Annotated in this window: 26 protein-coding genes and 1 tRNA gene; 6 read left to right on the forward strand and 21 right to left on the reverse strand. The window is 46.3% G+C overall.

Going from position 1 to position 23752, the window contains the following annotated elements; translation table 11 throughout:
* Nucleotides 1–9 precede the first annotated feature (9 nt).
* Together JET16_RS05730 and JET16_RS05735 are read right to left on the reverse strand one after the other, a co-directional pair.
* A complete protein-coding gene (locus JET16_RS05730) occupies nucleotides 10–1221 on the reverse strand; it encodes a Ger(x)C family spore germination protein (protein ID WP_199614803.1) in 1212 nt (403 codons plus the stop codon).
* Nucleotides 1211–2821 (reverse strand): spore germination protein, encoded by a 1611-nt coding sequence (locus JET16_RS05735; RefSeq protein ID WP_199614805.1) that lies wholly within the window; start codon nucleotides 2819–2821, stop codon nucleotides 1211–1213. Before JET16_RS05735 ends, JET16_RS05730 begins: the two co-directional genes overlap by 11 nt.
* 1048 nt (nucleotides 2822–3869) lie before the next feature.
* On the opposite strand from JET16_RS05735, the gene JET16_RS31050 reads away from it, so the two are divergent.
* Nucleotides 3870–4373: a CBO0543 family protein gene (locus JET16_RS31050; protein WP_407673085.1), complete on the forward strand. Its 504-nt coding sequence runs from the start codon at nucleotides 3870–3872 to the stop codon at nucleotides 4371–4373.
* A complete protein-coding gene (locus JET16_RS05740) occupies nucleotides 4370–4852 on the forward strand; it encodes a CBO0543 family protein (RefSeq protein WP_199614807.1) in 483 nt (160 codons plus the stop codon). Before JET16_RS31050 ends, JET16_RS05740 begins: the two co-directional genes overlap by 4 nt.
* Before the next feature lie 80 nt (nucleotides 4853–4932).
* Here the strand turns inward: JET16_RS05740 and JET16_RS05745 are convergent, their stop codons facing one another.
* Both JET16_RS05745 and JET16_RS05750 read right to left on the reverse strand, forming a co-directional pair.
* A complete protein-coding gene (locus tag JET16_RS05745) occupies nucleotides 4933–5340 on the reverse strand; it encodes a CBS domain-containing protein (protein WP_199614809.1) in 408 nt (135 codons plus the stop codon).
* Between the two features lie 88 nt (nucleotides 5341–5428).
* Nucleotides 5429–5902 (reverse strand): Lrp/AsnC family transcriptional regulator, encoded by a 474-nt coding sequence (locus tag JET16_RS05750; RefSeq protein WP_199614811.1) that lies wholly within the window; start codon nucleotides 5900–5902, stop codon nucleotides 5429–5431.
* Nucleotides 5903–6055: 153 nt separating this feature from the next.
* Here JET16_RS05750 and JET16_RS05755 point away from each other — a divergent pair, with 153 nt between their 5' ends.
* Together JET16_RS05755 and JET16_RS05760 are read left to right on the forward strand one after the other, a co-directional pair.
* Entirely contained in the window at nucleotides 6056–6889 is an 834-nt protein-coding gene (locus JET16_RS05755) for an alpha/beta fold hydrolase (RefSeq protein WP_199614813.1), read from the forward strand.
* A 227-nt stretch (nucleotides 6890–7116) separates the two neighbouring features.
* Entirely contained in the window at nucleotides 7117–8055 is a 939-nt protein-coding gene (locus JET16_RS05760) for a VOC family protein (RefSeq protein ID WP_199614814.1), read from the forward strand.
* A 153-nt stretch (nucleotides 8056–8208) separates the two neighbouring features.
* On the opposite strand, the gene JET16_RS05765 is transcribed toward JET16_RS05760, so the two are convergent.
* Nucleotides 8209–8275 (reverse strand) — tRNA-Ala (locus tag JET16_RS05765).
* Between the two features lie 278 nt (nucleotides 8276–8553).
* On the opposite strand from JET16_RS05765, the gene JET16_RS05770 reads away from it, so the two are divergent.
* Together JET16_RS05770 and JET16_RS05775 are read left to right on the forward strand one after the other, a co-directional pair.
* Entirely contained in the window at nucleotides 8554–8778 is a 225-nt protein-coding gene (locus JET16_RS05770) for a hypothetical protein (RefSeq protein WP_199614815.1), read from the forward strand.
* A gap of 25 nt (nucleotides 8779–8803) precedes the next feature.
* The gene (locus JET16_RS05775) at nucleotides 8804–9166 is read left to right on the forward strand and encodes a PIN domain-containing protein (RefSeq protein ID WP_325176624.1); all 363 of its coding nucleotides are present in this window, start codon (nucleotides 8804–8806) and stop codon (nucleotides 9164–9166) included.
* Nucleotides 9167–9359: 193 nt separating this feature from the next.
* Here the strand turns inward: JET16_RS05775 and JET16_RS05780 are convergent, their stop codons facing one another.
* The 16 genes from JET16_RS05780 to JET16_RS05855 all read right to left on the reverse strand — a co-directional run bounded on the left by JET16_RS05780 (nucleotide 9360) and on the right by JET16_RS05855 (nucleotide 23595).
* A complete protein-coding gene (locus tag JET16_RS05780) occupies nucleotides 9360–9935 on the reverse strand; it encodes a dihydrofolate reductase family protein (RefSeq protein WP_199614817.1) in 576 nt (191 codons plus the stop codon).
* Nucleotides 9936–10032: 97 nt separating this feature from the next.
* Nucleotides 10033–10869 carry a helix-turn-helix domain-containing protein gene (locus JET16_RS05785; protein WP_199614818.1) on the reverse strand — a complete coding sequence of 279 codons (837 nt, stop codon included), beginning with the start codon at nucleotides 10867–10869 and terminating at the stop codon, nucleotides 10033–10035.
* An 88-nt stretch (nucleotides 10870–10957) separates the two neighbouring features.
* Entirely contained in the window at nucleotides 10958–12496 is a 1539-nt protein-coding gene (locus JET16_RS05790) for an ABC transporter substrate-binding protein (protein ID WP_199614819.1), read from the reverse strand.
* Nucleotides 12497–12583: 87 nt separating this feature from the next.
* On the reverse strand, nucleotides 12584–13486 hold the full coding sequence (locus JET16_RS05795; protein ID WP_199614820.1) for a carbohydrate ABC transporter permease: 903 nt from the start codon (nucleotides 13484–13486) through the stop codon (nucleotides 12584–12586).
* 24 nt (nucleotides 13487–13510) lie between these two features.
* Nucleotides 13511–14422, reverse strand: coding sequence for an ABC transporter permease (locus JET16_RS05800; protein ID WP_233531097.1), 912 nt, complete (start codon nucleotides 14420–14422; stop codon nucleotides 13511–13513).
* Between the two features lie 102 nt (nucleotides 14423–14524).
* Nucleotides 14525–16153 (reverse strand): response regulator transcription factor, encoded by a 1629-nt coding sequence (locus tag JET16_RS05805; RefSeq protein ID WP_233531099.1) that lies wholly within the window; start codon nucleotides 16151–16153, stop codon nucleotides 14525–14527.
* Nucleotides 16122–17939, reverse strand: coding sequence for a sensor histidine kinase (locus JET16_RS05810; RefSeq protein ID WP_199614823.1), 1818 nt, complete (start codon nucleotides 17937–17939; stop codon nucleotides 16122–16124). Before JET16_RS05810 ends, JET16_RS05805 begins: the two co-directional genes overlap by 32 nt.
* 26 nt (nucleotides 17940–17965) lie before the next feature.
* On the reverse strand, nucleotides 17966–18199 hold the full coding sequence (locus JET16_RS05815) for a hypothetical protein (protein WP_199614824.1): 234 nt from the start codon (nucleotides 18197–18199) through the stop codon (nucleotides 17966–17968).
* Between the two features lie 9 nt (nucleotides 18200–18208).
* A complete protein-coding gene (locus tag JET16_RS05820; protein ID WP_199614825.1) occupies nucleotides 18209–18499 on the reverse strand; it encodes a DUF6597 domain-containing transcriptional factor in 291 nt (96 codons plus the stop codon).
* Between the two features lie 22 nt (nucleotides 18500–18521).
* Nucleotides 18522–18983, reverse strand: coding sequence for a DMT family transporter (locus JET16_RS05825; protein WP_199614826.1), 462 nt, complete (start codon nucleotides 18981–18983; stop codon nucleotides 18522–18524).
* A gap of 15 nt (nucleotides 18984–18998) precedes the next feature.
* Entirely contained in the window at nucleotides 18999–19697 is a 699-nt protein-coding gene (locus JET16_RS05830) for a cyclic nucleotide-binding domain-containing protein (protein WP_199614827.1), read from the reverse strand.
* A 52-nt stretch (nucleotides 19698–19749) separates the two neighbouring features.
* The gene (locus tag JET16_RS05835) at nucleotides 19750–20175 is read right to left on the reverse strand and encodes a DMT family transporter (RefSeq protein WP_199614828.1); all 426 of its coding nucleotides are present in this window, start codon (nucleotides 20173–20175) and stop codon (nucleotides 19750–19752) included.
* Nucleotides 20176–20623: 448 nt separating this feature from the next.
* Nucleotides 20624–20827, reverse strand: a complete 204-nt coding sequence (locus tag JET16_RS05840) for a hypothetical protein (RefSeq protein ID WP_199615041.1) — start codon at nucleotides 20825–20827, stop codon at nucleotides 20624–20626.
* Entirely contained in the window at nucleotides 20824–21435 is a 612-nt protein-coding gene (locus tag JET16_RS05845) for an SRPBCC family protein (protein WP_199614829.1), read from the reverse strand. The genes JET16_RS05840 and JET16_RS05845 overlap by 4 nt, the downstream gene beginning before the upstream one ends.
* Before the next feature lie 71 nt (nucleotides 21436–21506).
* On the reverse strand, nucleotides 21507–22475 hold the full coding sequence (locus JET16_RS05850) for a helix-turn-helix transcriptional regulator (RefSeq protein WP_199614831.1): 969 nt from the start codon (nucleotides 22473–22475) through the stop codon (nucleotides 21507–21509).
* A gap of 205 nt (nucleotides 22476–22680) precedes the next feature.
* Nucleotides 22681–23595 (reverse strand): phosphotransferase, encoded by a 915-nt coding sequence (locus tag JET16_RS05855; RefSeq protein WP_199615030.1) that lies wholly within the window; start codon nucleotides 23593–23595, stop codon nucleotides 22681–22683.
* Between the last annotated feature and the right edge of the window lie 157 nt (nucleotides 23596–23752).

Raw genomic sequence — 23752 nt, forward strand, 5'->3', positions numbered from 1 at the left:
TTCCGCTTATCACTGTTGTTCAGACAGATAAGGTTTTATCCGCATGCCTGAACGCCGGATGAATGCATCCACCTTGACGTCAACCTTGCTCTCGGCAAATATCTTGTCCCACTCTTTCTTCATTTTCTTCCACGCTTTCGGGTTTGCCCGATTGACGGCTTCCCCAAAACCAAAGATATCGCTTTCCTCACGCTGCGCGGCCTTGACAGCCTTCATGACTTCCTTCTTTGTCTCCAAAGCCCATTGTTTTTCCAGTTTCGTGATTTCCTCTACCTTACTCAAGTCCATTGGACATCTTACTTCGCTCACATGTCCTTCTTCCCGTATATGGATATGGAAAACCGGTTTTCGGTTTTGAACTTTGGCGTTAACCTTCGTTTGGGAACGAACCACTTCAATGCCTATGGCGTCTTTTTTATCTTTGCAATCCAGATCGACAACGGTGCTCTTCATTTTATTTCGAATCCATAAGGCACCGCGGCCCTCATCACCATTCAACCACCGTTTCAGCTTTCCGTTCTTAAAAAGGGCGATTCCCGTAATATCCGCCCGGGCCGGCACATTCGTTTGCCGCAAGTTTGAACTCTTATTTCCAACTTCCGGTTCTCCTACGATTTTCACCCCGCTGATGATCGGCGTTCCTTCGCTTTGTAAAGCCTTTATTACCTGATCCATTTCGACTTTTATGTTCTCCGACCAAAGTTTTGACGTCATTTTCATTTGTCCCGCAATATTATTTGCCGGAATTTTCTCGAGCGGCGTAAGAACCTTGACAATCGAATCTGCTTCGCTTCCTCTGGCGACGAGCACCATCGTAGTAAGACGGATTTCGTGAGACCGTTCAAAAAAATCAAATATATCCCGAACTCCTTGTTTCGCTAACGGTTCCCCTATGACAATCAGCTGTAAATGCGCAAAGAAAAGCTGCCGCGGTACTTTTTGCGATGCTTTGCGGATGGCTCCAAACAGGTTATCTCCAGTTCCCGTATAGACAGTTACCGGTGTAACATTTTGCGGTCCCCCTCCCGCTACTACTGCCGCTACGTTACCTGGATTGATAATTTGAAAAGATACCTTATATTTATTGGTTTCTGGAATTTTATCTACCCCCATTGCCGCAACAATGGACAGTTCTTTCAGTTCTCTTCTGTTCCAGCAACCTGCGAGCAGGGGCATAATACATAGAAGCAATACAAATAAAATGGACCATTTAGTTTTCATCCTTATTCCCCTTGGTCTTGTTCTCTTTTGGAATGGAAGGCTGCAAATCCGGCTTCATCCGAGTCATGTTATTTTGGCTGATCAAGCGGGGACGAGTAAGGAATGACCACATAGGCAAACGGAGTACGGCGTCCTTCTGATCTGCCGGAATAAACGGGGCAAGCGGAGTCATAAAAGGTACCCCAAAAGAACGCAAACTGCATAAATGGGCTGTAATGATGATAGCGATGACCGCAACTCCGTAAAAACCAAAGGACGCTGCAAATAACATGAGCACAAATCGGAGTAAACGCACAGAAATCGCCATATTGAAAGTCGGGGTGACAAAACTGGCGATCCCCGTAATAGAGACCACAATCACCATCGCTGAAGAGACGAGTCCCGCTTGCACCGCCGCCTGTCCCAATACCAGCGCTCCAACGATCGATACCGCTTGGCCGATGGCCCGCGGCATGCGAACGCCGGCCTCGCGCAAAATCTCAAAGCTGGTCTCCATTAGGAACGCCTCGACAAAAGCGGGGAAAGGAACAGCTTCCGTTTGTGCCGCCAAACTGATCAAAAGAGGAGTCGGAATCATTTCCTGATGGAATGTAATGGCCGCGACATAGATGGAAGGTCCTAATAATGAAATTAGAAGAGCTACATACCTTAACAAGCGGATCGCTATTCCAATATCAAAACGTTGATAGTAATCTTCAACAGACTGAAAGTGCATAAAAAACGTCGAGGGTAAAATAAGGACAAATGGTGTTCCGTCCACCAAAATACATATTCGGCCTTCCAATAAATTCCCGACTGCAACATCCGGCCGCTCGGTATTGTACATTGTAGGAAATGGGCTAAACGGGTGATCCTGAATCAACTCTTCGATATAACCGGACTCCAATATGCCGTCAATTTGGATGGCATTGAGCCTTTGCTTTACCTCCTGCACAATTTGATCGTTTACGATTCCTTTAATATACATGATCGCTACGGTAGTATGTGTGACATTACCGATGATCATTGGCTCCAACCATAGATTAGGACTCTTGATCCGACGGCGGATAAGGGATACATTAGTCGCAATAGACTCAGTAAAACCGTCTTTAGGACCGCGAATGACAACTTGGGAAGACGGTTCCGTAATGGATCTTGCCCCTCCGCCCCTCGTATCGCTGCTGATTGCTTCGGCTGAACCATTAAACAAGATGACGGTTTCGCCTGACAAAAAGGATAGGAGTAATCCATTCCAATCCTTGATGACTTGAACATCTCCCATCAGAGCATTATCTATAATAAAATCCAGGACATTCTTTTCCGATGCCATGTATTTGAATGTTTCATGAGCGGTATCGAACATCAAGGAGCGGTTGACAAAATCATCGACTAACTTCTTGTCGGTTAAACTGTCGATAAAAACTGCCGCTGCTTGAAACTGGGGAAATGCAATTTCAAATTCTCGAATTTTGAGATCGGCACTATTTCCAAGTTCCTGCCTAATCTGTTGAAGGTTCTCTTTTAAATCTAATGACAGGGGCCGCGTATTCGTATTGCCGGTCATTTCTTCATTTTTGTTTCCTGTTGCCCCGCTCTTAAGAAATCGATACCGATTGAACATGCTGATCCCTCCTTTTTCCATGACATTTATTAGCATTTAAATTTGAATTTGTTTTTATACGTCACTTTCGGGATATATTTGGCACATTATTTGTAAATAATAACTATGATTGTGTGTATAATGGATCTTAATCTTTGGAGATGTGATTGGCATGAAAATTTTGGGTATCTTTTTCTTGGTTAATTTATTAAATTTCAGTTTTGTTTACATCGTTGATCGGCTGGCGGGACTGAAATTTTCCAAGACTTTAAGAAATATGTCAGAGCCTTTCTCAACCATGACATTTCCGGAATACGTTATTACGATTGTCTTGCTAATTATGGTGTTCGTCCCGCCCATTTTTTCTTTTTTTAAAAAACAAAGGAAATAACCACTGCAAAACATAAAAGTCAAGTCCTTAGTGGACTCTTGAGTATGTCGTCACCCATTCCGATCAGACCTTATCTTCATCACCGGGCGAAGGGCATCAGGCAGGGATATTTTTCGGACAATCGCAGAAGATAAAGGAAGATTTTACATTTGAGATTACTCAAGAATTGTTTTTTGTAGGTGAGTTACGGAGGCTAGGTACTGCGCGGAAACATGAAAAGGAGAAAGAACATGTACGAATTTATCAATTCATGGTGGGGCATTTTTACGTTATTTTTTGGGGGTACGGTGCACTGTGTTTATTCGGGTGGGTTCTCAATCAATTTATCAGGGATTTTATTGATAGGGCGACTTTTCCTTGGCTAATCGAAGCTTAGCATGCCCAACAACAAAAAGAAAAACCCATGTTTGATTAACATAAGCTGTTATGAAAAAGGCTTCGCAGATCGTTCTGCGAAGCCTTTTTCATTGCTGATAGTCCGTCAATCTGTGATATTGCTCGTGTAATACTCGATGATATCTTTGCGGCGAATAATGCCGATATTAAATAACGGATATGCCGTAAGAACATAAAAGCACCTTCCTAACGTGGTGCTTTTATGTTTTATTTACATGCTTCCATTTCGTGTTTGTATTGTTTTCGAATAGGGGAATATAAATACTGTTTTCAAGAAAGGAGATGAGCGGCAGTTTGACATTAGAGCGTCTAGTACTTGTCATAATTTGGGTTATAAGTATTCTTGCAATCATTTTGTTTATTCCAAAACATAAACGAAGAGAGGCCATTATGTCTTTTTTTGCATGTCAATCGATTATATGGGTGAACAGTATGCTTCACGTTAAATATGGTCTGCTGTCGTTTCCTGTCCGCGAGTTTCCGAAAGCAACCGAAGTTTTATTCACAACGGAGTATATGATGTATCCTTTGATGGGTGCCTTTTATTATATTTATGAACCCAAATCAGGGAAACTGCTGCGGCTCTTCTATTTGGCCGGCTGCATATCCTGTCTTACCGTCATTGATACAATTATTAGTACGTACACGAATCTTATTAAATACACGAAGTATTCTTGGTTTTGGACATGGATTGATTTCTTCTTGATCTTCTTGTTAGCTAACGTTTATTGTAAATGGTTTTTCAAACATGGAGCATTTTATCAAGATCGGAGAACAGCACGATGAAAATGGAATCGATGATATTGGTTTCTGTATGGATAACGGCGTTCTCCCTGTTTTTCTTCATTCCACGCAAAAAATTTCGGCTGGCTCAAACGGCTTTATTGTTCAAACAGATGCTTACATGGATAATCGGTCTTGTTGTGGTAGAACTCGGATGGATCGAGTACCCGGTACGTGAATTTGCATCGGTGATCAGATCAAGCTTCACTTTTGAGTATTTGGCTTACCCAATTATATGCGGGCTCTTTAATGCGCGTTATCCGGAGAATAGAAGCTTGCTTTTCAAACTGTTTTACTACAGCTCGTACTGCACTGTAATTACAGTAGTTGAACTGCTTATCGAAATCAATACAAATCTGGTCAATTACATTCATTGGTCATGGTACTGGACATGGATAACGTTGTTTATCACATTTTTTATGTCCCGTAAATTTAGCAAGTGGTTCTTCAGCATAAGTGTGCCAAAGGGTGAAATAACGTAAGAACAGCCTCTTGTTCATGTCAACAGGATTTTATTGATGCTGATCGTTCTGCGAAGCCTTTGCCATTGCTGAAAGTCCGGTCAATCTGTGATATTCCTCGTGTAATACTCAATGATATCTTTGCGGCGAATTATGCCGATAAAAACACCGCTGTCGTCTGCCACGGGAACAAAGTTCTGATCGGCCGCGAGATGGAGCATTTCGTCCAGATCGGAGAATTCCGAAACGCTTTCGTTATGGATTCGACGTTTAATTTCATGGACCTTGACGGTGTGCATATTTTCAAAGCTCAACCCGGGGGTGTACTTCATTTTCCAAAACAGATCCCCTTCAGAAAGCGTTCCTATATATTTACCTTCATCGTCGATAACTGGAACCGCCGTGTAATGATGGTGTTCCAACAATTCCATAGCCTCTCGCATAGTGGCAGATGAGGTGATATATGCCACTTTTTCCTTCGGAAATAGAAAGTCAGATATTTGCGGCATCGGTCGCAGCCTCCTTCTAAGAGACCTCATTTTACTCATATTTTTTTAGTTTAGCACACCGATCAATGAATTGAAACCCAAAGGAAACTCAAGCCTGACGGCGTTCCTTGTCCTGAGAAATTCCATCTGATACCTTGCTTGCAACAAGACTTTTATCCTCGAATGCCGTCGAGAGAACAATTAAAGGCGTTGAATACCCGAAGGCGTTGCAGGCATCAAGGAATTGGGCCAGCGATTCTGTCGTTTCAGTTAAAACCTTCATCAAATAATTATATTCTCCGCTAATCCTGTAAAGATCGATAACCTCAGGACACGCCTCGCTAAAAGCAATGAAATCCTTGCAATTATTAGTTTTAAACAAAACGAATGCAGTTGTATGCTTGCCAAGTTTAGTAGGAGATAGCTCCGCCCTGTAGGCTTTTATGACTCCTTGCTCTTCAAGCTTCCTTAGTCTTTCCGCTACTGCCGGCTGCGACATAGCAATCATCCGGCTCATCTCGGAAACCGGAATCCGGGCGTTATCGTAAAGCGCCGACAAGATTTTATAATCGATTTGGTCCATGATCACAACACCTCATTTTCATAAAGTATTTGGCCTTAAACAAATTAGTAATTAAGTTATATTACTCAATATTCCTAATTAATCTTATTTAAATTGTACATTGTCTTTACTAAAATGTCATTAACAAACCAAACAGTAAAGGAGAATGAATCAGTGACAACGACATTAAATGAAGTTATGACGAATGACGAGGTCAAATTTTTTACGCTCGGAGATGGAGTTCTTATTGCTTATCGATTCGATGGACCGGAGAGCGCACCCGTATTGGTTATCGCAAACTCGATTGCCACCACGATGAACATGTGGGATGGACAAATTGCGGAGCTGTCAAAGCATTTCCGCGTTCTCCGTTACGACTATCGGGGGCATGGCGCTTCTGACGCTCCGGGAGGAGCGTATTCGATGGACCGGATGGGTCGGGACGTGATCGAACTGCTCGACGCGCACAATATCAACCGGGTTCATTTCCTTGGACTTTCGTTAGGCGGCGTAGTCGGACAATGGCTTGGCATCCATACTCCCGAGAGGATCGAACGGCTGATTCTTGCCAATACCTCTTCATATTTGGGACCAGCCGGGCAATGGGATAGCCTGATAGCCTCCGTACGGCAAGCAGAAAACCTTTCGGGATTCGCCGACATGTTCATCGGAAATTGGTTTCCTTCGCAAATGCGGGAGGCGGAGAGCGCTCTTGTATCATCGTTTCGCAACATGGTGCTTTCCACTCATCCGCATGGGCTTGCCGGAGCCTTTGCCGCGATTCGCGACTTCGATATGCGTCGGACAGCTGCGCTTATCAGCAGCCCGACATTGGTCATCGGCGGACAGTACGATACGGTGACTCTCCCAAGTCATAGCGAATTGATCGCCGCGACGGTTCCTGGCTCAAAACTGGTCATATTGCCCACAGTCCACTTGCCGAATATAGAGCGTCCGGCCGACTTCCTGGGCACGGTGCTCGACTTTTTGCTCTCGAATGAGATGTGACCAATCAATAAGCAAGGAATGGAGAACGACAAATCTTATTGAACAGTCGGCTTCCGTTTCATTCCTTCCGCGCGGTTCTATTATGAAAAGAGGCTAGCCAAATGGCTAACCTCTTTTGTTATGGGCCGACTATTCCATCAAGACAGCAATCGGCAAGAAACGTAATATCAATCCTTGTGTTAGAATCAAAAAAGTGGACGCCTAATTATAAAAAGGAGGAAACCATCATGAATGATGCCAAATGCAGTTTAAAACAGGTAATCCAACCCATCACCCCCCACTTGTGGTTCAACAAGGAGGCGAAAGAAGCCGCGGAGTTCTATTGTTCCGTATTCCCGGATTCCAAAATCTCGAGCACGACGACGTTGCACAATACACCCTCAGGTGATTGCGATGTTGTTTCGTTCACTGTGGCGGGACATCCGTTTATGGCTATCTCTGCGGGGCCGCTCTTTAATTTCAATCCTTCCATCTCGTTTTTCGTTAATTTCGATCCGTCCCGGGAAAAGAACGCGAGAGAAAAGATAGACGAGGTTTGGAATAAGCTGTCCGAAGGCGGCTCCGAACTTATGCCGCTTGACAAGTACCCGTTCAGTGAGCGGTATGGCTGGATCCAGGACAAGTACGGTGTTTCATGGCAGCTCATTCTGACGAATCCGGATGGAGAGCCGCGGCCCGCGATTGTGCCCTCTTTGATGTTCGTAGGCAATAACTGCGGGAAAGCGGAAGAGGCACGCGAGTTCTATCTTTCGATCTTCCGTAATGCCAAACCTGGCGCCCTCTTCCGGTATGGACCCGGCCAAGAACCGAACAAAGAGGGAACGGTTATGTTCACCGACTTTATGCTGGAGAACACCTGGTTTGCGGCAATGGACAGCGCGCTGGAACACCAGTTCAACTTCAACGAGGCAATTTCCCTAATGGTCTGCTGTGAGACGCAGGAGGAAATTGACTACTACTGGGGAAAACTTTCCGCGGTACCCGAGGCCGAGCAATGCGGCTGGCTTAAAGACAAATACGGCCTCTCGTGGCAGATCTCCCCCGTCGCACTGGACGAGATGATGATCAAGGGCACGCCGGAACAACGCGATCGTGTCACGCAGGCGTTCTTGAAGATGAAAAAGTTTAACATTGCGGAATTGCAAAAAGCATTTCAAGGGAAATGACCAAGCAATAAGTCGCGGCGTACGCTCAGCGTGCATCAGGCAGACCATTGAAGGTGACCCCGCTCTCTTGTTGGGCGGTGTCACAGTGCGGCCCGATCGTCACATGTGAAAAAATCCTCGATCCGTATTGTCGGAATCGAGGATTTTACGTTATGGAGCCAAGGGGGATCGAATCCCTGAGCGCATCGCTGCCAGCGATGCGCTCTCCCAGTTGAGCCACACACGGTTCGGTAAGAGAATCTGTATGCACGGTCGGTTCCTTTTCTAACACCATAGAGGCTCACGTAACGTCAGGGTCAAGATACTTGATTTAGTGATTCGAAGTATTTCTTTCCGTACATTTATTTTAATAATTTCGAACCATCTGGTTATATTTTTTCAAGGCTTAATAAAGACCCTGCAGTTTCATTAGAAAGAAAGAAATCTTTACTTCTTTCTTTTTCAAGGCGATAATAAAAATAATGCAATTCACGAAAAAGACAAAGGTTAGTGATCAAAATGGCCAAAAAAATTGACAATCATACAATGGAGGCAATCAAACGATTGCTTCAGCAATATAATGTGAAGGAAGACAGTCGGATCGTTATTGATTTAAAAAATAACCTCATGAACGAGTACGACGAAACCGGGATTTCGGATTTAATGAGTATAAGGGGGACCATTTCCGACGAACGGGCAAAAGAATGGTCGAAGGAAATTGAAGAAATGAGGGAAGGATGGTGAAAAAGGGGGTCATTTTGATACAAACATTGCTATTGGTTTGTTGAATGATAACAAGAAAGCAGTTGAAACGATCCAAGTACTTCAGAAAGACTCCTATGAGTTTTACTTTTCCGTTATCACGAAATGCGAATTGATTAGCGGCGCAAAAAATGATATTGAAATGCAAGCCGTCAAGAGCATCGACAAAAGCCGCTTTATTGATGTTAATAATGAGATTGCTACAATTGCCGGAGAAATCAGGCTGGAGCAAAAAAGAAATGAGAATCGGGTGGTAAAAGCTCCCGATTCATTAATTATTGCAACAGCAATCCATAGAAAATATGATCTTTTCACATTCGACAAAGGCATGTCGTTCGCAGAAAGCTATGGAATCATTTTAATAACGTAATCCCGGTTACCCTAATATGACCAAAGAAAAATTCATGTCACCAATAGGTGATGTTTTGCCAAGTTCCCCCCCAACAATATCCATTCTGTCAGAGTCAATATATTCGATTTACCTGGAACAAAGAAGAAAATCGGGTCGTTAAAGCACCCGATTCATTCATGGAGGACGAGGAACGTTGGCGTCATCGCGGCCGTTACTTCCTAAGCGCGTAATGGACGACGAGGTTCCCGGATTCAAACGTTCGCGCCTCAACCAATGTCAGATCGCACTGTTTTACGTCCGGAAACAAAGGTTTCCCTTCGCCAGCAACTACCGGAGTGACAATAAAGATATATTCATCGATCAAGCCTTCCTTGGAAAGCTGCTGCACTATGGATCCGCTGCCCAATACAAGAATATCGGAACCGGCGTGTTGTTTGATTTGTTTCACGACTTCTATCAAATTTTGGTCATAGAATCGAGTGTTAGCCCAGGTCGTGTCTTTGACGGTCCTGGAGAAAACAATCTTGGTCATGCCGGTTAATTCCGCGGCAATCTCCTTCTGATGCGAGGACGCATTAGGGTCCTGAAGAACCGGAACCCAGGAACGTTCGAAGCCGCTGAAAGTTTTGCGTCCCAAAATCAACGCGTCCATGCTGCCGCACATTTCATGCGCCGCTTTGTCAACTTCAGGGTCGTGGATAAACCAGTCCATCCCGAAATTCGCTTCATTCGGGCTGGCAAAATAACCGTCGATCGAGATTCGGTTTAACATTTTCACTTTGCGCATTCGCCATCGCTCCCTTGATAACAGGTAGTTATTCCCTGCTGGATTAAGGTAATAGTACCCGGATCGGCGGCTAAATAATTGGACAAAACCGTCCTTTCTACAAGTAAGAGGATCCTGCCAGATCGTTATGAAATTCACTGACTTTCATCGCAATATGCTTCGGACTAACCCAGGAAAAAGATTTCATATCGCGTATGAAATGAGACTGATCGTAATAATTGAGAGCATAAGCGACATCGGATAACCGTTCATACTGCCCCGAGTGCATCATTCGCAAGGCTTCATTGACTCGTCTAACCCTTATGAACAAGTGCGGCGGGATGCCTACAACGCGGGTGAATCGTTTCTGGAACTGCCGCTCAGAAATATGTAAAGCTTTGATCAGATCGTTAACGGACACAGACGGGATATGTTCTTTAATATAGTCGAGGGATTGTTCTATAAGCTCGTCGCGTTTATTGGCTTGCTTCCCTTTCTCCTCCAGAAAGGAAACAAGCAAGGAAACGCGTTCATCGGTTGAACTAGCGGACATAAGCTGATTCTCCAGCTTCACGGCAGCAAATTGAGCTGCGGACAAAAGGCCCTGGCAATACTCTGATGCGTCCCATCCAAACAAAGTGTACAAAGCATGCGGCTTAAACACAACCTGGATGGTAGTATACGGCGCACCTCGAAAGCGCATAACGCTCGGTTCCGATCCTTGTCCGTGCAGAAACAGGACAGGAACGTCCGATGATGCGGCAGAGCGGATTGCAATGCTTTCGATGGCGGCGGTTCGGTCCGCTGCAAGCTGAAATACGATACCCGGATATCCGCTCGGACATACCTTCACCTCAAGCGGCTGATTTCCCGTATGCTCGGCAATGCGCAAGCATTCTATATCCCTGCTTAAAGCCTGTGGCGGAGACAATAAGGTAAAATGGATTGTCGTCATAATATTTTATTTTACAACGATGCATTGGATTGTAAAAGACCCGGAGCCGACGCATATACTGCGTCGGCCCCGTCGGCAAACTCCCGGCTTACTTGGACTTCAGAAATTCGTTCAATTGCTCTTGCTTGACTTGGATCGCTTTGTCCAGACCGGCTGCTTTCATCGCTTGCATATATTGCGGAATCGTCTTTTCCGGATCCACGGAGCCGGTCTCAAGAGCGGCATCGAAGCTGCGCTTCACATTCAGCAGGGCAGCCGCTTCCGTCTTGATCGGTTCGGCGTCAAACGTAAAGCCGAGTGCGGGGGACAGCTTGGCGCCTTCGTTAAATTTCTTGAACTGCTCCCATTTGTCCGGGGCTTCCGTATCCCATACGTAGTTCAAGAATTGGTTGCCGAACTCCCACGAGATATTCGGCGTGTAATTGCCGGTTTTATCCGATGCGCTGATGATTTCCCCGTTGCGGGTATAATGCGTGCCTTCAATCCCGAACACAAGCAGGTTCACCAGCTCTTTGTCGGTATGCAGCAGATTGATCAACATCATCGCCCGTTCCGGATCTTTAGACGTAGTCGAGATGGCCAGCATGGCGCCCGCCGTCTCGCCGGTGGAAACCGTCGCTTCGTTAAGCGCGATTTGCCCGAGCTTGCCCTGCAGCCCCGCAGCCGGCTCCGTTTCCTTGTCTTTGCCCGGCTTGAGCGAAACCGGAATCGCGAAATATTTACCCGATTTCAGCGCGTCCGTACCGGACAATTGCGTCGTCGCGGCGTCTTGATTGATATACTTCTTCAGAAAGAAGTCGCGTGTAATATTCAACAGCTCTTTATAACGATCGACTTCAAGCTTGGATTTGACGACCGTCTCCGTACCGTCCTTCAAAATAACGCCGTCAACGTCGGTGTTCCCCAAGAAGTCCAGATTAGACATATAATGCGTAACGAAGTTCTCGCCTTCCCTGAAGAAAATCGGCGTCATGTCGGTTTCTTCCGACACTTTTTTGAAGATCGGTTCGAGGTCGGATACCGATTTCACGCCGGACATATCAAGTCCTAACTGCTCAGCAATGTCCGTACGGTACAATAAGCCGCCTTGCGCCGCCATCTCTTTGTGTGTCGGTATGCCGTAGTTTTTGCCGTTGATTTTGGACCCTTCCAAGAAGGCCGGGTCAAGCGTCTCCAGAATGCCTTGACCGTGGCTGTTCAACAGATCGCCGAGATCGAGGAATGCGCCTTTGGCCACGTTCACCGCATGGTTCGTCCATTGAGCCGTGAAGTAAATATCTACCTTCTCCTGGGAACCGATCATCAGGTTGCGCTGATCGTTCCACGCGCCCCAATCGATCGGACGAAGATCGACCGTCGCGTTGATTTTGTCTTTCAGATGCGCGTTGATCGCTTCCTCAACCAGTTTCTCGTCAGCCTGCGGAGCGCTGGGAAATACGACGACGAGTTCATACGGCTCCAGACCGGCTGCTCCCCCTGTTTCTTCGGTCGTCTTGTTCTCCGGTTCCCCGGCCGGAGGAGCTTCGTTGCCCGCGTTGCTGCTGCCGCCACCGCAGCCGGCGAGCACGACCGATACGGTAAGCAGCAATGCAAACACGAGGTATGTGCCCTTTCTCGCTTGCTTCATGATTCGCAAAACCTCCCCTAATGTTTTCAATAATATGCTAATCCGGCTCAAATACCGGAACCAGCCAAATCCGTAGACGCTTGCCAATCAACCTTTGACCGCGCCGAGCGTCAAGCCTTTGACAAAATACCGTTGGAAGAACGGATACGCAAACACGATCGGGCCGATCCCCATGACGCCCATGGCCATCCGAACCGTCTCGCTCGGCAGCGTGATGACACCTCCGCTTCGGGTAATCTCGGCGGCGATGGTGGGGTTCTGCGCAATAAACTGGATGTTCTGCAGCGCTTTATACATCAAATATTGGACGGTATACTTCTCCTGATCGACTATAAACACCATCGGCAGGAAGAAGTCGTTCCAATACAGCAGCGTCTGGAATAAGGCAACGCTAGCGAGCACGGGAGTCGAAAGCGGAAGCACAATGCTCAAGAATGTCTTTAATTCCCCTGCGCCATCGATTCTTGCCGACTCGATAACGGGGCCCGGGATAGATGTCTGGAAAAATGTCCGCAAGACCAAAATCCAGAACGCCGACCCCAGAAACGGCATGATGAGCGCCCAGAGCGTATCCTTCAAGTGCAGGATATTGACATACACCATATACCACGGAATCAGGCCGCCGTTGAACAGCATGGTGAAAATCGCGAAGAATGAAAATACTCTTCTATGCGGGAAGTCGGGTCTAGAGATCGGGTACGCATAACAAGCCATCATCAACACGCTGAGCAGCGTCCCTACGACGATGACGAAGAGCTGCACTCCGTAAGCCCTAACGATCGCCATCCAATCGATGAACAGAAATTTATAGGCTTCCAAGCTGAAATTTTGCGGGATAAATTTATAGCCGTCGCGGATAATGTCCGTCTCCGAAGAGAAGGAGACGGCCGCGATCAGGACGATCGGCAGCAAGCAATTTAAGGAATATAACGCGAAGAAAGCGTTTAATGCGATTTGGGATGCCCGTGACGTCCCGGATACCTGTTTCATGACTAGAGGCCACCTCCGAATGAACTAAAACAGCGCGTTGTCTTTATTGATCCGACGGACGAGCCAGTTGGACAGGAAGACCAGCAAAAAGCCGATCACCGCTTGATAGAAATTGGCTGCCGACGATAATCCGATATCGCCGAACGCAAGGAACGTACGATATACATAAGTGTCGAGCACGTTCGTTACTTCAAACAGCATGCCCGATTCGCGAGGAAGCAGATAGAACAGGCCGAAGTCGGCGAACATGACCCGGCCGACCTGCAGCAGCGTCATGATCGTCATGAGCGGCACGATGAGCGGCAGCGTAATGCTCCAGATTTGCCGCCATTTTCCCGCGCCGTCGATTCGGGCCGCTTCGTAGTACTCGTCGTCGATCGACAGCATGGCGGCCATGTAGATAATCGTATAATACGGCAGCCACTTCCACGTATTTACGAGCGGAATAATATAAGGCCACCACTTCGTCTCGAAATAAAATTGAATACGTTCCAAGCCTAATAACGGAAGCAGGGTAGAGTTGACGAAGCCGAAGTCCCCCAGAAACGCGAATACCACGTAACTGAGCACGACCGGAGACAGGAAGTAAGGCAAGAACAAGACGGTCTGATACGCTTTGGAAAAAAAACGGTTCCGCAATTCATTCAACATCAACGCAAAGACGATCGGAACGACCAAATTCAAGACGATAAAAGCCAGATTGTACGCAATCGTGTTGCGTGTGATGATCCAGGCGTCCCTCGTTTTGAACAAGTATTCAAAGTTTTTGAACCCGACCCACGGACTGCCCAAGAAGCCGTCCTGGAGATTATAGTTTTTGAACGCCACAACGACGCCGAACATCGGCAAATAGTTGTTGATAATGAAAAAGGCGATCATCGGCAGCATCATAATGTAGAATATCCAATATTTCCGAAGCGTACGGAATAGCTGCATCGGTTTTTCTCCTCCCCGCTTTTGTCTATGATCCCATTATAAAAGAGCGGACAGGGCCCGCTCTTTTCATTCGGTTACCATAATGGTGATTTGGTGACTTTTTCACCCAATCCGCTGATATTTCCGCCGGTACTCGAACGGAGTCAATCCGGTCGACTTTTTGAACATCTTGGTAAAATGCGAGAAGTTGTCGTACCCGACCGCCATTGCGATATCGCTGATTTTCAAACCCGTCGATTCCAACAGCGGCTTCACTTTGGCGATTCTCGCTTCCAGAATATAATCCGTAATCGATAATCCGGTTTCTTTCTTGAACAAGCGAGACAGATAGGCCGGGTTGAGATATACATGTCGTGCAATATCCTCGCGGTTCAGGTCTTCGGATATATGCTCTTCAATAAAGCGGATCGCTTTCTGCGTAAACGAGGACACAGACTTGCTGTGCTCGTTGATATAATCGGCAGCCTTACGGGCGAACGGGACGGCCCATTCGCGCATGCGCTGAATCGACTTTACGATCGAACCGGAATCACGCCAGTCGGCATCGCCGTAAACCTCTTTCATTGATATCGATTTTTTCTGCAGCACGTCGTACACCATGTAGACCAGCCCATGATAGTAGCCGTCCAACAGAAAGGCGTCTACTCCGCCCTTCTCCATCCGCTCGAAGCTCGCTTCGATACGCAGCAGCAGCTCTTGGCTTTTGCCGGATTCCAGCAGCTGTCCCCAATCCTGAAAGCTAGGCTGGTATGCGAATGAGGCGGACTCCTCTTTAAACTCGCTTTGCCAAATCACCGAACCGCCTCTGGATAAATAATTCCGTTCAAGCGAAGTTAAGCGCTGCACGGCGTTGTTTATATCCCGTACATCGACCGGCTCTCCGACATAACACGAGATTTCGCAGCGCAAATAACTTTTGCACATGTCGATGAACAACCTGCAATTGTCGGCAATCATCCTCCTGTCTTCTTCTGAAGGCGCATACACAATCGCGAATAACACACCGCTTGCTTCTTGAATGACTTGTCCTTTCAACTGCTTTAGGATGATTTCTTCCCCCGCGTTCTTGACCGCATATGTCATAATCTCCTCGTCCCGCGAGTTTAACGCTTCATTCCACTCTTCGACACTGATTAAGATCAGTTGAACGCGATCATCCGCCGTTAACGGGATGTTGTACAGCGAATATGCGCTCTCCAGTTGGGCGGCTCCGAGCGGTATGCGAAGATTCATTGCATCCTGCCAGAACCGTTCGGTCAAGATCGGAAGCTGTTTATTCCACTGCTGATAGTAGTACTCATAGGTTTGGTGGAACTCCCGCTGCTGCTCCTCCGCTTTTATTTTATCGATCGCCTTCAGCAGCGTCGCCTTGATATGCTGATGATCGATCGGCTTTAGCAAGTAGTCGAAACTATCCAACTGCAGAGCTTGCTGAGCGTAGACGAAATCGGCGTGCCCTGTCAGAAAGACGGTCTCCGTCTCCGGAGAAAACTCTTTGACCCATCTGAGCAGCTCGATGCCGTTATTGTCGGGCATATCGATATCCGACAACAAAATATGCACCTTGCTCGATTGAAACACCTCTTTCGCTTCTTCCACATCGTAAGCGGTCATAATATTGCCAAGCGGCAGATCCGACCAATCGATGCCTTGCACAATGCCTCTAACGGCAATTTCTTCATCGTCGACAACCAGTAAATTATACAGCTTCTTCGCCCCCTGTCGCCGCAAGTACCCCGTATGGCAATTCGATGCCTACGACGGCGCCGCCGTGTTCGCTATTAGCAAAATGTACGTTTACCCGATAGTTGAAATGCAGCTCCAGCCGATGGATCACATTGCGGATGCCAAGCCGGCTGCTTTCCGATTTGCCGAACGGCGCTTGTTCCGCGAGAGACCTCAATACGTCTTCGGGAAATCCGATGCCGGTATCTTTGATAGTAATGACTATGCCGTCCTTCTGCGGTTTCTCCCGTGCTTCGATCCGGATAGTAAACGGCTGCCTCCTATTCTTGAAGCCGTGAATGACCGCATTCTCGACGAACGGCTGTATGGTCAGCGACGGCAGCTCCATCGAACGGAACCGGGGATCGATCAAGTCCTCAAATTCCAGCTTGCCTGGAAAGCGCAATTTTTGTATCTCCATATAATTGCTTATGTGGCGCAGTTCTTCCGCAATCGTCACTGTGCTTCGGTTCGTATTCATAATAAATCGGAAGTAGTCGGCTAGATGCAGCGACATCTTCTTCACCGCTTCATGCTCGCCGAGCGCCGCAAAGTTGTAAATGATATTTAAGCTGTTCATATAAAAATGGGGTGAGATTTGCGCCTGCAAATGCTTGAATTCGGCTTTCTGCACGCGCAATTGTTCTTCGTAAACGTCAATCTTCAGATTTTTCACTTCCTGCGCCATGTTGTTAAACGATCCCGCCAAGAAGTTGAACTCGGTCGTCCGGTTCTCGGGCAGCCGCACGTCCAGGTAACCCATCGATATTTTTTTCATCCCGCGCATCAGCTCGCCCATCGGCTTAAAGATAACGCTGTTCATGAACATGAGGAAGCTCGCTAGAACGAGCACAATGCCAAGAGGCAGGTAATACGTAGCCTTCTGGAGAAAAGGTATGTTCTTCAGCATCGTGGTTTCCGGAATGATAATATTGTAGGCGATTTTCGCTACACCGGAAGATTGGCTCATCACCATGTATTTATTGCCGCTTGCAGTGTCTTTGACGGAGGCGGTGCTTACTTCGGAAGAAACGGTCAGAGCTTTAAGCGAAAGCCGATTCATCGTAGGAGTCAACGGGTCGGTCAGTTCGGTTCCTTCATGCGAGTATATGATCGTCTCCCCAATGTCGCCATGGTTCCACAAAATGTCCAACGGCCTCTCGATATCGACCATCCGGACGAACACCCCGCCGTACAGCCCGGTATTGATTTCATGGATTCGCGCCATCAAATAGTGTCCTTCGATCCGCTTGTCATAGAGCAGATGCCATTCGTGTTTTCCCTGCGTCTTTTCCAATTCTTTGAGCTCATCGATATGGTCGTTCACGATGGCAAGCATAACGAGCTCATTCGTATTTGTCGCATGAATAATGTCACGATCGGAATAAAGGAAGATGGTGTCGATCATATTGTAGAAGCCAATATCGCGTATCAGCTTCTGGGTGATTCTGAGCTTGGTCAGCACGTATTCGTCGCTCATATAAGGATACGATTGAATGACCCCGATATCCGCGTCCTGATTTTCCATCTTGTAGAGGTAGTCGTTGATTTCAAGCAGCGTGTCGTCCACTTGTTCCGTAAAAATCCGCAGCGTGTTGCTGTACGTTTCCGAAACCTTCTCTTTCACGATCTGCTGCGCATACATGTTATTATAGAAAGTAAAACCCGCAAGCGGCAGCATCACTATAGCGATTCCCATGCTTAGCTTGAATCTAAGCGATTTCGTGATTTGCATCCCGGCACCGCGCCCCCGCTTCCGATTCGTTCCCGACATGATCGGGATAATATTCAATATTTTCAGCCTACTGTGCGTTATTGTCAATCTCCATCATCTGGGTGTACAAAATGTTTGGCACTCAGGTTCACCCGGTCAACGATCGTTGCTATCGATTCGCGTTGATCAACTTTCTGAAGCGAGACAAGGGCAGATTGAACCGCACGATTCGATGAAATTGAAAATGTGCTTTTCATTAAGATATACTTCTCAAGTATTTGAAACCTTGCTTCTATGGAATCGGCATAAAGCAGCTCATCTCGCAAGTCCGTTGCCAATGTCCCCCATCAATCGCACAACGAAATATGTAAATTATAAAGTTCGGCAGACGGCATCTTCAGAAACGCACCTGCCCGGCCAGGTATGAAATGAACGCCAATCATCGTTCTCTCTCTTTCGGAGTCCGCAATGAAATAATCGGTATGCGGTCCGCAAATAATGGAAGGCTCCAATGTCGTTTCATGCTTATTATAATGAAGAATATGAATCTTATTGTAAGAAAGATCAATAACAAGATTTACCGATCCGTCGGGAAGAGTCAGCTCCTTGGCTCCCGGCGGGTTACTTCCTGAACCCAATTAAACACATAACTGCGCGCAATTACGATTCGGTTTGATGCGTCTCCGATTTTCCGCCTAATTTATATAATGCTATGCCTGCAATGATAATGAGCACCCCTATTAACTTGAAGAAGGTAAAAGGAACCTTCTCTACACCAAGCCAGCCAAGCGAGTCCCATAATAAAGCAAACCCGAGCTGCGATGAGAGAACAATGGATATGGAATACGTAGGTCCAAGCAATCTTATTCCCTGAACGACACAGATTACGACTCCGACCCCGATCAACCCGCTGAACCAGAACCAGATTTGCATCTGTTGAAAGCTCAATAGATCAATCCCTTGAAAGATTAGTCCGCACGTCAACGAAGCGAAAAAACCCATCCCTAACACTAACGCGGTCGTTGACCAAGAACCGGCGAGTTCATTTACTTTGCTGTTGAAAATATTTTGCAAACCGACAAGCGAACCTGCGATAACCGCCAAAAGCATTCCCAGTGCCATTCCATCATCCAACTCTCATTCGTAAATATTTTGACTTGCCAACGCATGGATTCCTTCCCTGCTCTTTATCATAATGCCGCTTTTGTTTCGCTCAATGAGTCCCTGTGCACAAAACTGCCGAATAACCCGGTTCAGATGTCTTTGGCTGATTCCGAGCAGGTTCGCCGCATCTTTGAGACTTTCGGCATTGATTTGCCCGTTCACTAACGTATTAGCTTCATCAAAGCACATTGACAAAAGATAACTTGCCAATCGAACCTCCACAGGATACAGCAAATTGAACGTCAAATAGTCGGATTTCATGCAAAATTTTTTCGTAATGATATCCAGCAAAAATCGGAGCATCGGCGAATGATTTGTACCGTATTTATCCAACCAACGATGATGTACAAAGATCATGTCGACCGATGATACCGCCTCAACGGTATTGAGGAAGTTAATGCGTCTAATGTATTCAATATCTCCGATTACCTCAAGCGGAGTCCTAAAAGATAGAACAAGCGTCTTGCCTTCTGTCGAGGTTGTATAAATTTTCACTTTGCCTTTCACCAGCACATATAAATATTGAGCGGCTTCTCCTTGGGAACAGATGAGTTCCCCGGGATCAAATCTGCACAGCGAGAAATGCGGAATGACCGCTTCGGGAAATATATCTAAGAGCTGATGACTGTTCAAATAATATTTCATTAGTTCTTGATCATGGATCATTTTCATTGCTGTGCCTTACCTCCACGGTCTGCTCGTCTCAAGACGGATATAAACTCTATCATATCCTGAGTACGACGATTCCGGCTATCATCATTCCGATGCCAATCATTTGCGGCAGCCGCATCTTCTTCTTTGCCACGCCAAACCATCCGTTACTGTCAATGAAGAAGGTTACAATCAGCTGAGCGATAACTATGGCGGATATCGTTAAAGTCACGCCGATCCGTTCAAACGCCACGATGTTGCCGAAAATAATGAATGACGCAAAAGAGCCGCCGGCCAAATAGACCGGTTTCACTTGCTTAAACTTACGCCATCCTCTGTCCCTTATGAAAACCAAGATAAGCAAAGCCGTTAAAAAACCGGTAAACTGGGTGACAGTCGCTGCCTGCCAAGCGCCGATCGATTCGCTGATCCGGGAATTGGCCACTCCTTGAAGAGTTATAAAAGCCCCGCCTAGCACCGCAAATAATATCCCTCTCATATACATTCTTCCCAACCTGGATTTTTCACCATTTTAATGACATCTCCGTGCAATTTGGAAGGACATATGTCCTCGACACTTCTATCACCGGTTAAAAACAAAAAATCGACCCTTTCGGATCGACTTTTTCCGTTACTGAGCCAAGGGTGATCGAACCTCTGAGTAGAACACGGTTAACGATCTCGCCTCACCGCCGATGTCCGTCAGTAGCGGCGCGAGATAGGTGAGAACACCCACGTTTCCTACGGCAGTGATGAGAAGGGCTCTTGCGTGCAGTATCCCTTTCGTTAAGAAAATGGCAAGGGTCGCGGCCGAAACTCAGGAAGTGCGAAAATGCAGGTTTTCTAAGGCTATGGGGAAGTGTGGGAAAGTTGAAGTCAAGGAGTAATAACGGACTTTCTGAAGCTATGGGAGAGTGTGCGTAAGGAAATCAGTGAATAGTCGTTTCTCAAACATTGCCGCATGAGCATACAATAACGACCGCCAAGGAATCGCCTTGGCGGTCACGTTTTTGCGGCATTGCCGCGAACACTTTCCACTGTGCCGAATGATAAGTATTCGTAAATCCGAGTTCATGAAGCAGCTTTTCATAAAACTCACCTACCTGCTCCCACGAGTTCACCCGCATATCAATGTGGCCAAATTTGTTCATCTTACAAGCTCCTCATGATTTATGAATTTATTCAACATTTCTTCCCAGTAACGCTTCATTATTTCTCTCATATAGACGTCTTCCAGCATTTCCTGATGAATGGCAATCGTTGTTTTTCCCGATTTCGTCGACAAAACATAGATTTGAAGACGGGATGGCTTGTCCCATTCCGGGCGTTTCCAGGTCATACGCAGCTTATGATAAGGCACGACTACCGCAATTTTGCCGGACACGCCTTCCTTTGATTCATATTCATGTCCCATTTGTAATGTAAAAGAAGGCACATCCCCGATCCATAACGGCAATCCCTTTGGCGATGTGAGAAAGTCCCAAGCTTTCTCCTTTGCTACGGCGAATGTCCTTCTGACTCCAATTTGCACGCCAGCATCTTTGGATGTTCCGACAGGTACCCGTCCCATCAGCTGTTCGTACATTATAGCGATCCATTCGCTCCATTCCTCCGACACTTGATATTGATCGCATATATAATTTTTGATTTGTTCGTGAGACCATAGCTGATCCGCATTCCGCCCCAGTTTTTCGATCCATTCTTCCCATGTATCTCCGGTTGCTTTCTTCACTTCTTGTTTGAAAATGGAACCCGGCACCTTCTCTCCTCCTGACATTTTTTTGTCATTATAAAGCACAAACACTGACAGATCAGGCCAGTGTTTACGGGCTAAGATTGATAATACTGTAGAAGAGATTCTGCGATGTCCACCATATACAACTTGAGTTCCTCGGGTTCTACTACTCGTATTTTCCCGCCATAAGACAATAAATAATATGGAACCTGCGTATAGAGAGTCAGCTCATCAAGCTTGAAATGCGCGCGGTCTGCCGTTCGTTCTACGAGTGTGTGGCCCAATAGCCAATGTCCGCATAAATCGTCTAATGCCTGCGGGATTCCTTGAATGAGCACGGAAATCAAATGATTATTTTGTTCGGATTCCGATTCCGATAGCAAGCTTCCCAATAAAAACTGTCGGGCGGAAAAATGCAGCGGGCGTTCAAACTTCTTATCGGTGCACGCAATATCACTCATACGGTCCACACGGAAGTTGCGTATTTCCCCGCGCAAATGACAATAACCGACAGCATACCATTTACTTTTCCAATGGACGAGTCCGTACGGATCAACGGTACGCTTACTTATGAAACCGTCATATCCTGTTTTGAAGTTTATGTCGAGGCTTGATTGCACATCTATGCATGTTTCGATTTCTTTTAGCACAGAGTTAAGAGAGGGAGCAGAGGGCGGATGTATAACCTCGAGATTATTCTCTTGACGTTCCAGACGCTCCAATTGCTCCGGGTTGGCGAACCTCTTTATTTTAGATACGGCTCGACTAAGCGCCGATCCGGACGGATAACCCGCTTCACGTGCGAATGTTGCCGCTTGGAGGAGCGCTTTTTGTTCGTCGGCGTCAAAAAAAAGGGGCTCCAGCTTGAATTGGTCGGGAATATAGTAGCCTCCATCGCGTCCTGTCTCCGAAACGATGGGAACGCCGGAAATGCAGAGTGCATCGATACAGCGGTATACGGTCCGAATATGAATTTCCAATTCCTCCGCCAGTTGTTTAGCCGTCATTCTTCTTCGCGATTTCAGGAGCCATAGAATAGCCAGCATGTTGTCAGCTTTAGACATCGTTTACGGCAGCCCCTTACATGGTCTAATTAGTCTCTTTTTTACATTCTACTACAACGGTTTTCCTCTTTCCTATCATTCAATTCTTCTTCCGACTAAATTGAAAGAAGCCCGCCAACTATGGCGAGCTTCAGTTGTTATACTATTACGGATTGAGTTTGAGTAAGACCGAACAAGGAAACATCGGCTGGGTAAAGTCGCACTCTTATTCAGCGAGTGCACGTTTTATGTTCGCCCTTGCTTCATTAGCAACTCTTTCATCTTTGTCATCAATTGCTTGCATCAATATTAACATCGGAATAAAGACAGCAATCAAACGAGCCAATACCTTCGTCTCTTCATCGGCCTCCCCGTATTCTCTGAAAAAATCCGAACGTGCATGCGGAGGTAAAAAGCTATATACAACATTCAAATCACAAGCAGGGTGACCGATACTCATATCTCCCCAGTCGATAATCCCTGAAATCTTTCCATCCTCATCCACCAACATATTTTTGAAATGAAGATCGCCATGAAGAAATACGTTTCTTTCGGTCACTCGCTCGGTTTTAAGCTGCTCCAAATAATACGTAATTGCATCATGTTCTTCTTCCGTAATATATATGGAAAGATCGGACAAGAATTCAAGCATTCTTGCTTTACGCAATGCAATATCCGTGAGATTCCTGTGATCATGCTGTAAACCGTTCTCTTGAGCAACCTGCAGTGGAAATTCATGCAATTTTCTTATAAATTGCGCAAGCGTTGTTGCCGACAACGCATGCTGCTCGTCAGTTAATCCGATAGGAAACTTTCCCGATAAATAGGGATAACCCAGAAATGGTGCAGGATAATCACTCTTTCCTTCTCCGAAAAATAGAGGAATCGAATAAGGAATTGATATATAATTCTTTAGCTTCGGCAATATCTTACCTTCCATTCGTAGTGAATCAACGGCAACTTTCCTTCTTGGAAAGCGAAAAACATATTGTTCTTCGACAAGAAAAACCGTGTTATCCCAACCATAACCAAGTCTTTTGATTCTTTTTGAGGACAATTGAGGAAACTGACTGCCTATTAATCTTTGGGCTAATTCCTCAGAAATTTCCCAATCTGCATCCCATATCTTTGAATTTCCCATATATACCTTCTCTCCCGCATTTTCCACATCAAACATTTTCTGCGCCTGTTACGGAAATTCCTTTTTTACGAGCTGCGCGATCTCGTTCCCTATCTTCGTTTGAAGTTGCGGCTTTTGAGGGAACATTAAGGATACAGTACATATGAAGGGATGACAT

The sequence above is a fragment of the Paenibacillus alkalitolerans genome (genome assembly GCF_016482785.1).
Lineage (GTDB): Bacteria > Bacillota > Bacilli > Paenibacillales > YIM-B00363 > Paenibacillus_AE > Paenibacillus_AE alkalitolerans.

Bases quoted from the DNA above. Each gene is read 5' to 3' on its own strand.
- JET16_RS05730 (WP_199614803.1), bottom strand. From the start codon at position 1,221: ATGAAAACTAAATGGTCCATTTTATTTGTATTGCTTCTATGTATTATG.
- JET16_RS05735 (WP_199614805.1), bottom strand. From the start codon at position 2,821: ATGTTCAATCGGTATCGATTTCTTAAGAGCGGGGCAACAGGAAACAAA.
- JET16_RS31050 (WP_407673085.1), top strand. From the start codon at position 3,870: ATGAGCGGCAGTTTGACATTAGAGCGTCTAGTACTTGTCATAATTTGG.
- JET16_RS05740 (WP_199614807.1), top strand. From the start codon at position 4,370: ATGAAAATGGAATCGATGATATTGGTTTCTGTATGGATAACGGCGTTC.
- JET16_RS05745 (WP_199614809.1), bottom strand. From the start codon at position 5,340: ATGCCGCAAATATCTGACTTTCTATTTCCGAAGGAAAAAGTGGCATAT.
- JET16_RS05750 (WP_199614811.1), bottom strand. From the start codon at position 5,902: ATGGACCAAATCGATTATAAAATCTTGTCGGCGCTTTACGATAACGCC.
- JET16_RS05760 (WP_199614814.1), top strand. From the start codon at position 7,117: ATGAATGATGCCAAATGCAGTTTAAAACAGGTAATCCAACCCATCACC.
- JET16_RS05770 (WP_199614815.1), top strand. From the start codon at position 8,554: ATGGCCAAAAAAATTGACAATCATACAATGGAGGCAATCAAACGATTG.
- JET16_RS05780 (WP_199614817.1), bottom strand. From the start codon at position 9,935: ATGCGCAAAGTGAAAATGTTAAACCGAATCTCGATCGACGGTTATTTT.
- JET16_RS05785 (WP_199614818.1), bottom strand. From the start codon at position 10,869: ATGACGACAATCCATTTTACCTTATTGTCTCCGCCACAGGCTTTAAGC.
- JET16_RS05790 (WP_199614819.1), bottom strand. From the start codon at position 12,496: ATGAAGCAAGCGAGAAAGGGCACATACCTCGTGTTTGCATTGCTGCTT.
- JET16_RS05795 (WP_199614820.1), bottom strand. From the start codon at position 13,486: ATGAAACAGGTATCCGGGACGTCACGGGCATCCCAAATCGCATTAAAC.
- JET16_RS05800 (WP_233531097.1), bottom strand. From the start codon at position 14,422: ATGCAGCTATTCCGTACGCTTCGGAAATATTGGATATTCTACATTATG.
- JET16_RS05825 (WP_199614826.1), bottom strand. From the start codon at position 18,983: ATGGCACTGGGAATGCTTTTGGCGGTTATCGCAGGTTCGCTTGTCGGT.
- JET16_RS05830 (WP_199614827.1), bottom strand. From the start codon at position 19,697: ATGAAAATGATCCATGATCAAGAACTAATGAAATATTATTTGAACAGT.
- JET16_RS05835 (WP_199614828.1), bottom strand. From the start codon at position 20,175: ATGAGAGGGATATTATTTGCGGTGCTAGGCGGGGCTTTTATAACTCTT.
- JET16_RS05840 (WP_199615041.1), bottom strand. From the start codon at position 20,827: ATGAACAAATTTGGCCACATTGATATGCGGGTGAACTCGTGGGAGCAG.
- JET16_RS05850 (WP_199614831.1), bottom strand. From the start codon at position 22,475: ATGTCTAAAGCTGACAACATGCTGGCTATTCTATGGCTCCTGAAATCG.
- JET16_RS05855 (WP_199615030.1), bottom strand. From the start codon at position 23,595: ATGGGAAATTCAAAGATATGGGATGCAGATTGGGAAATTTCTGAGGAA.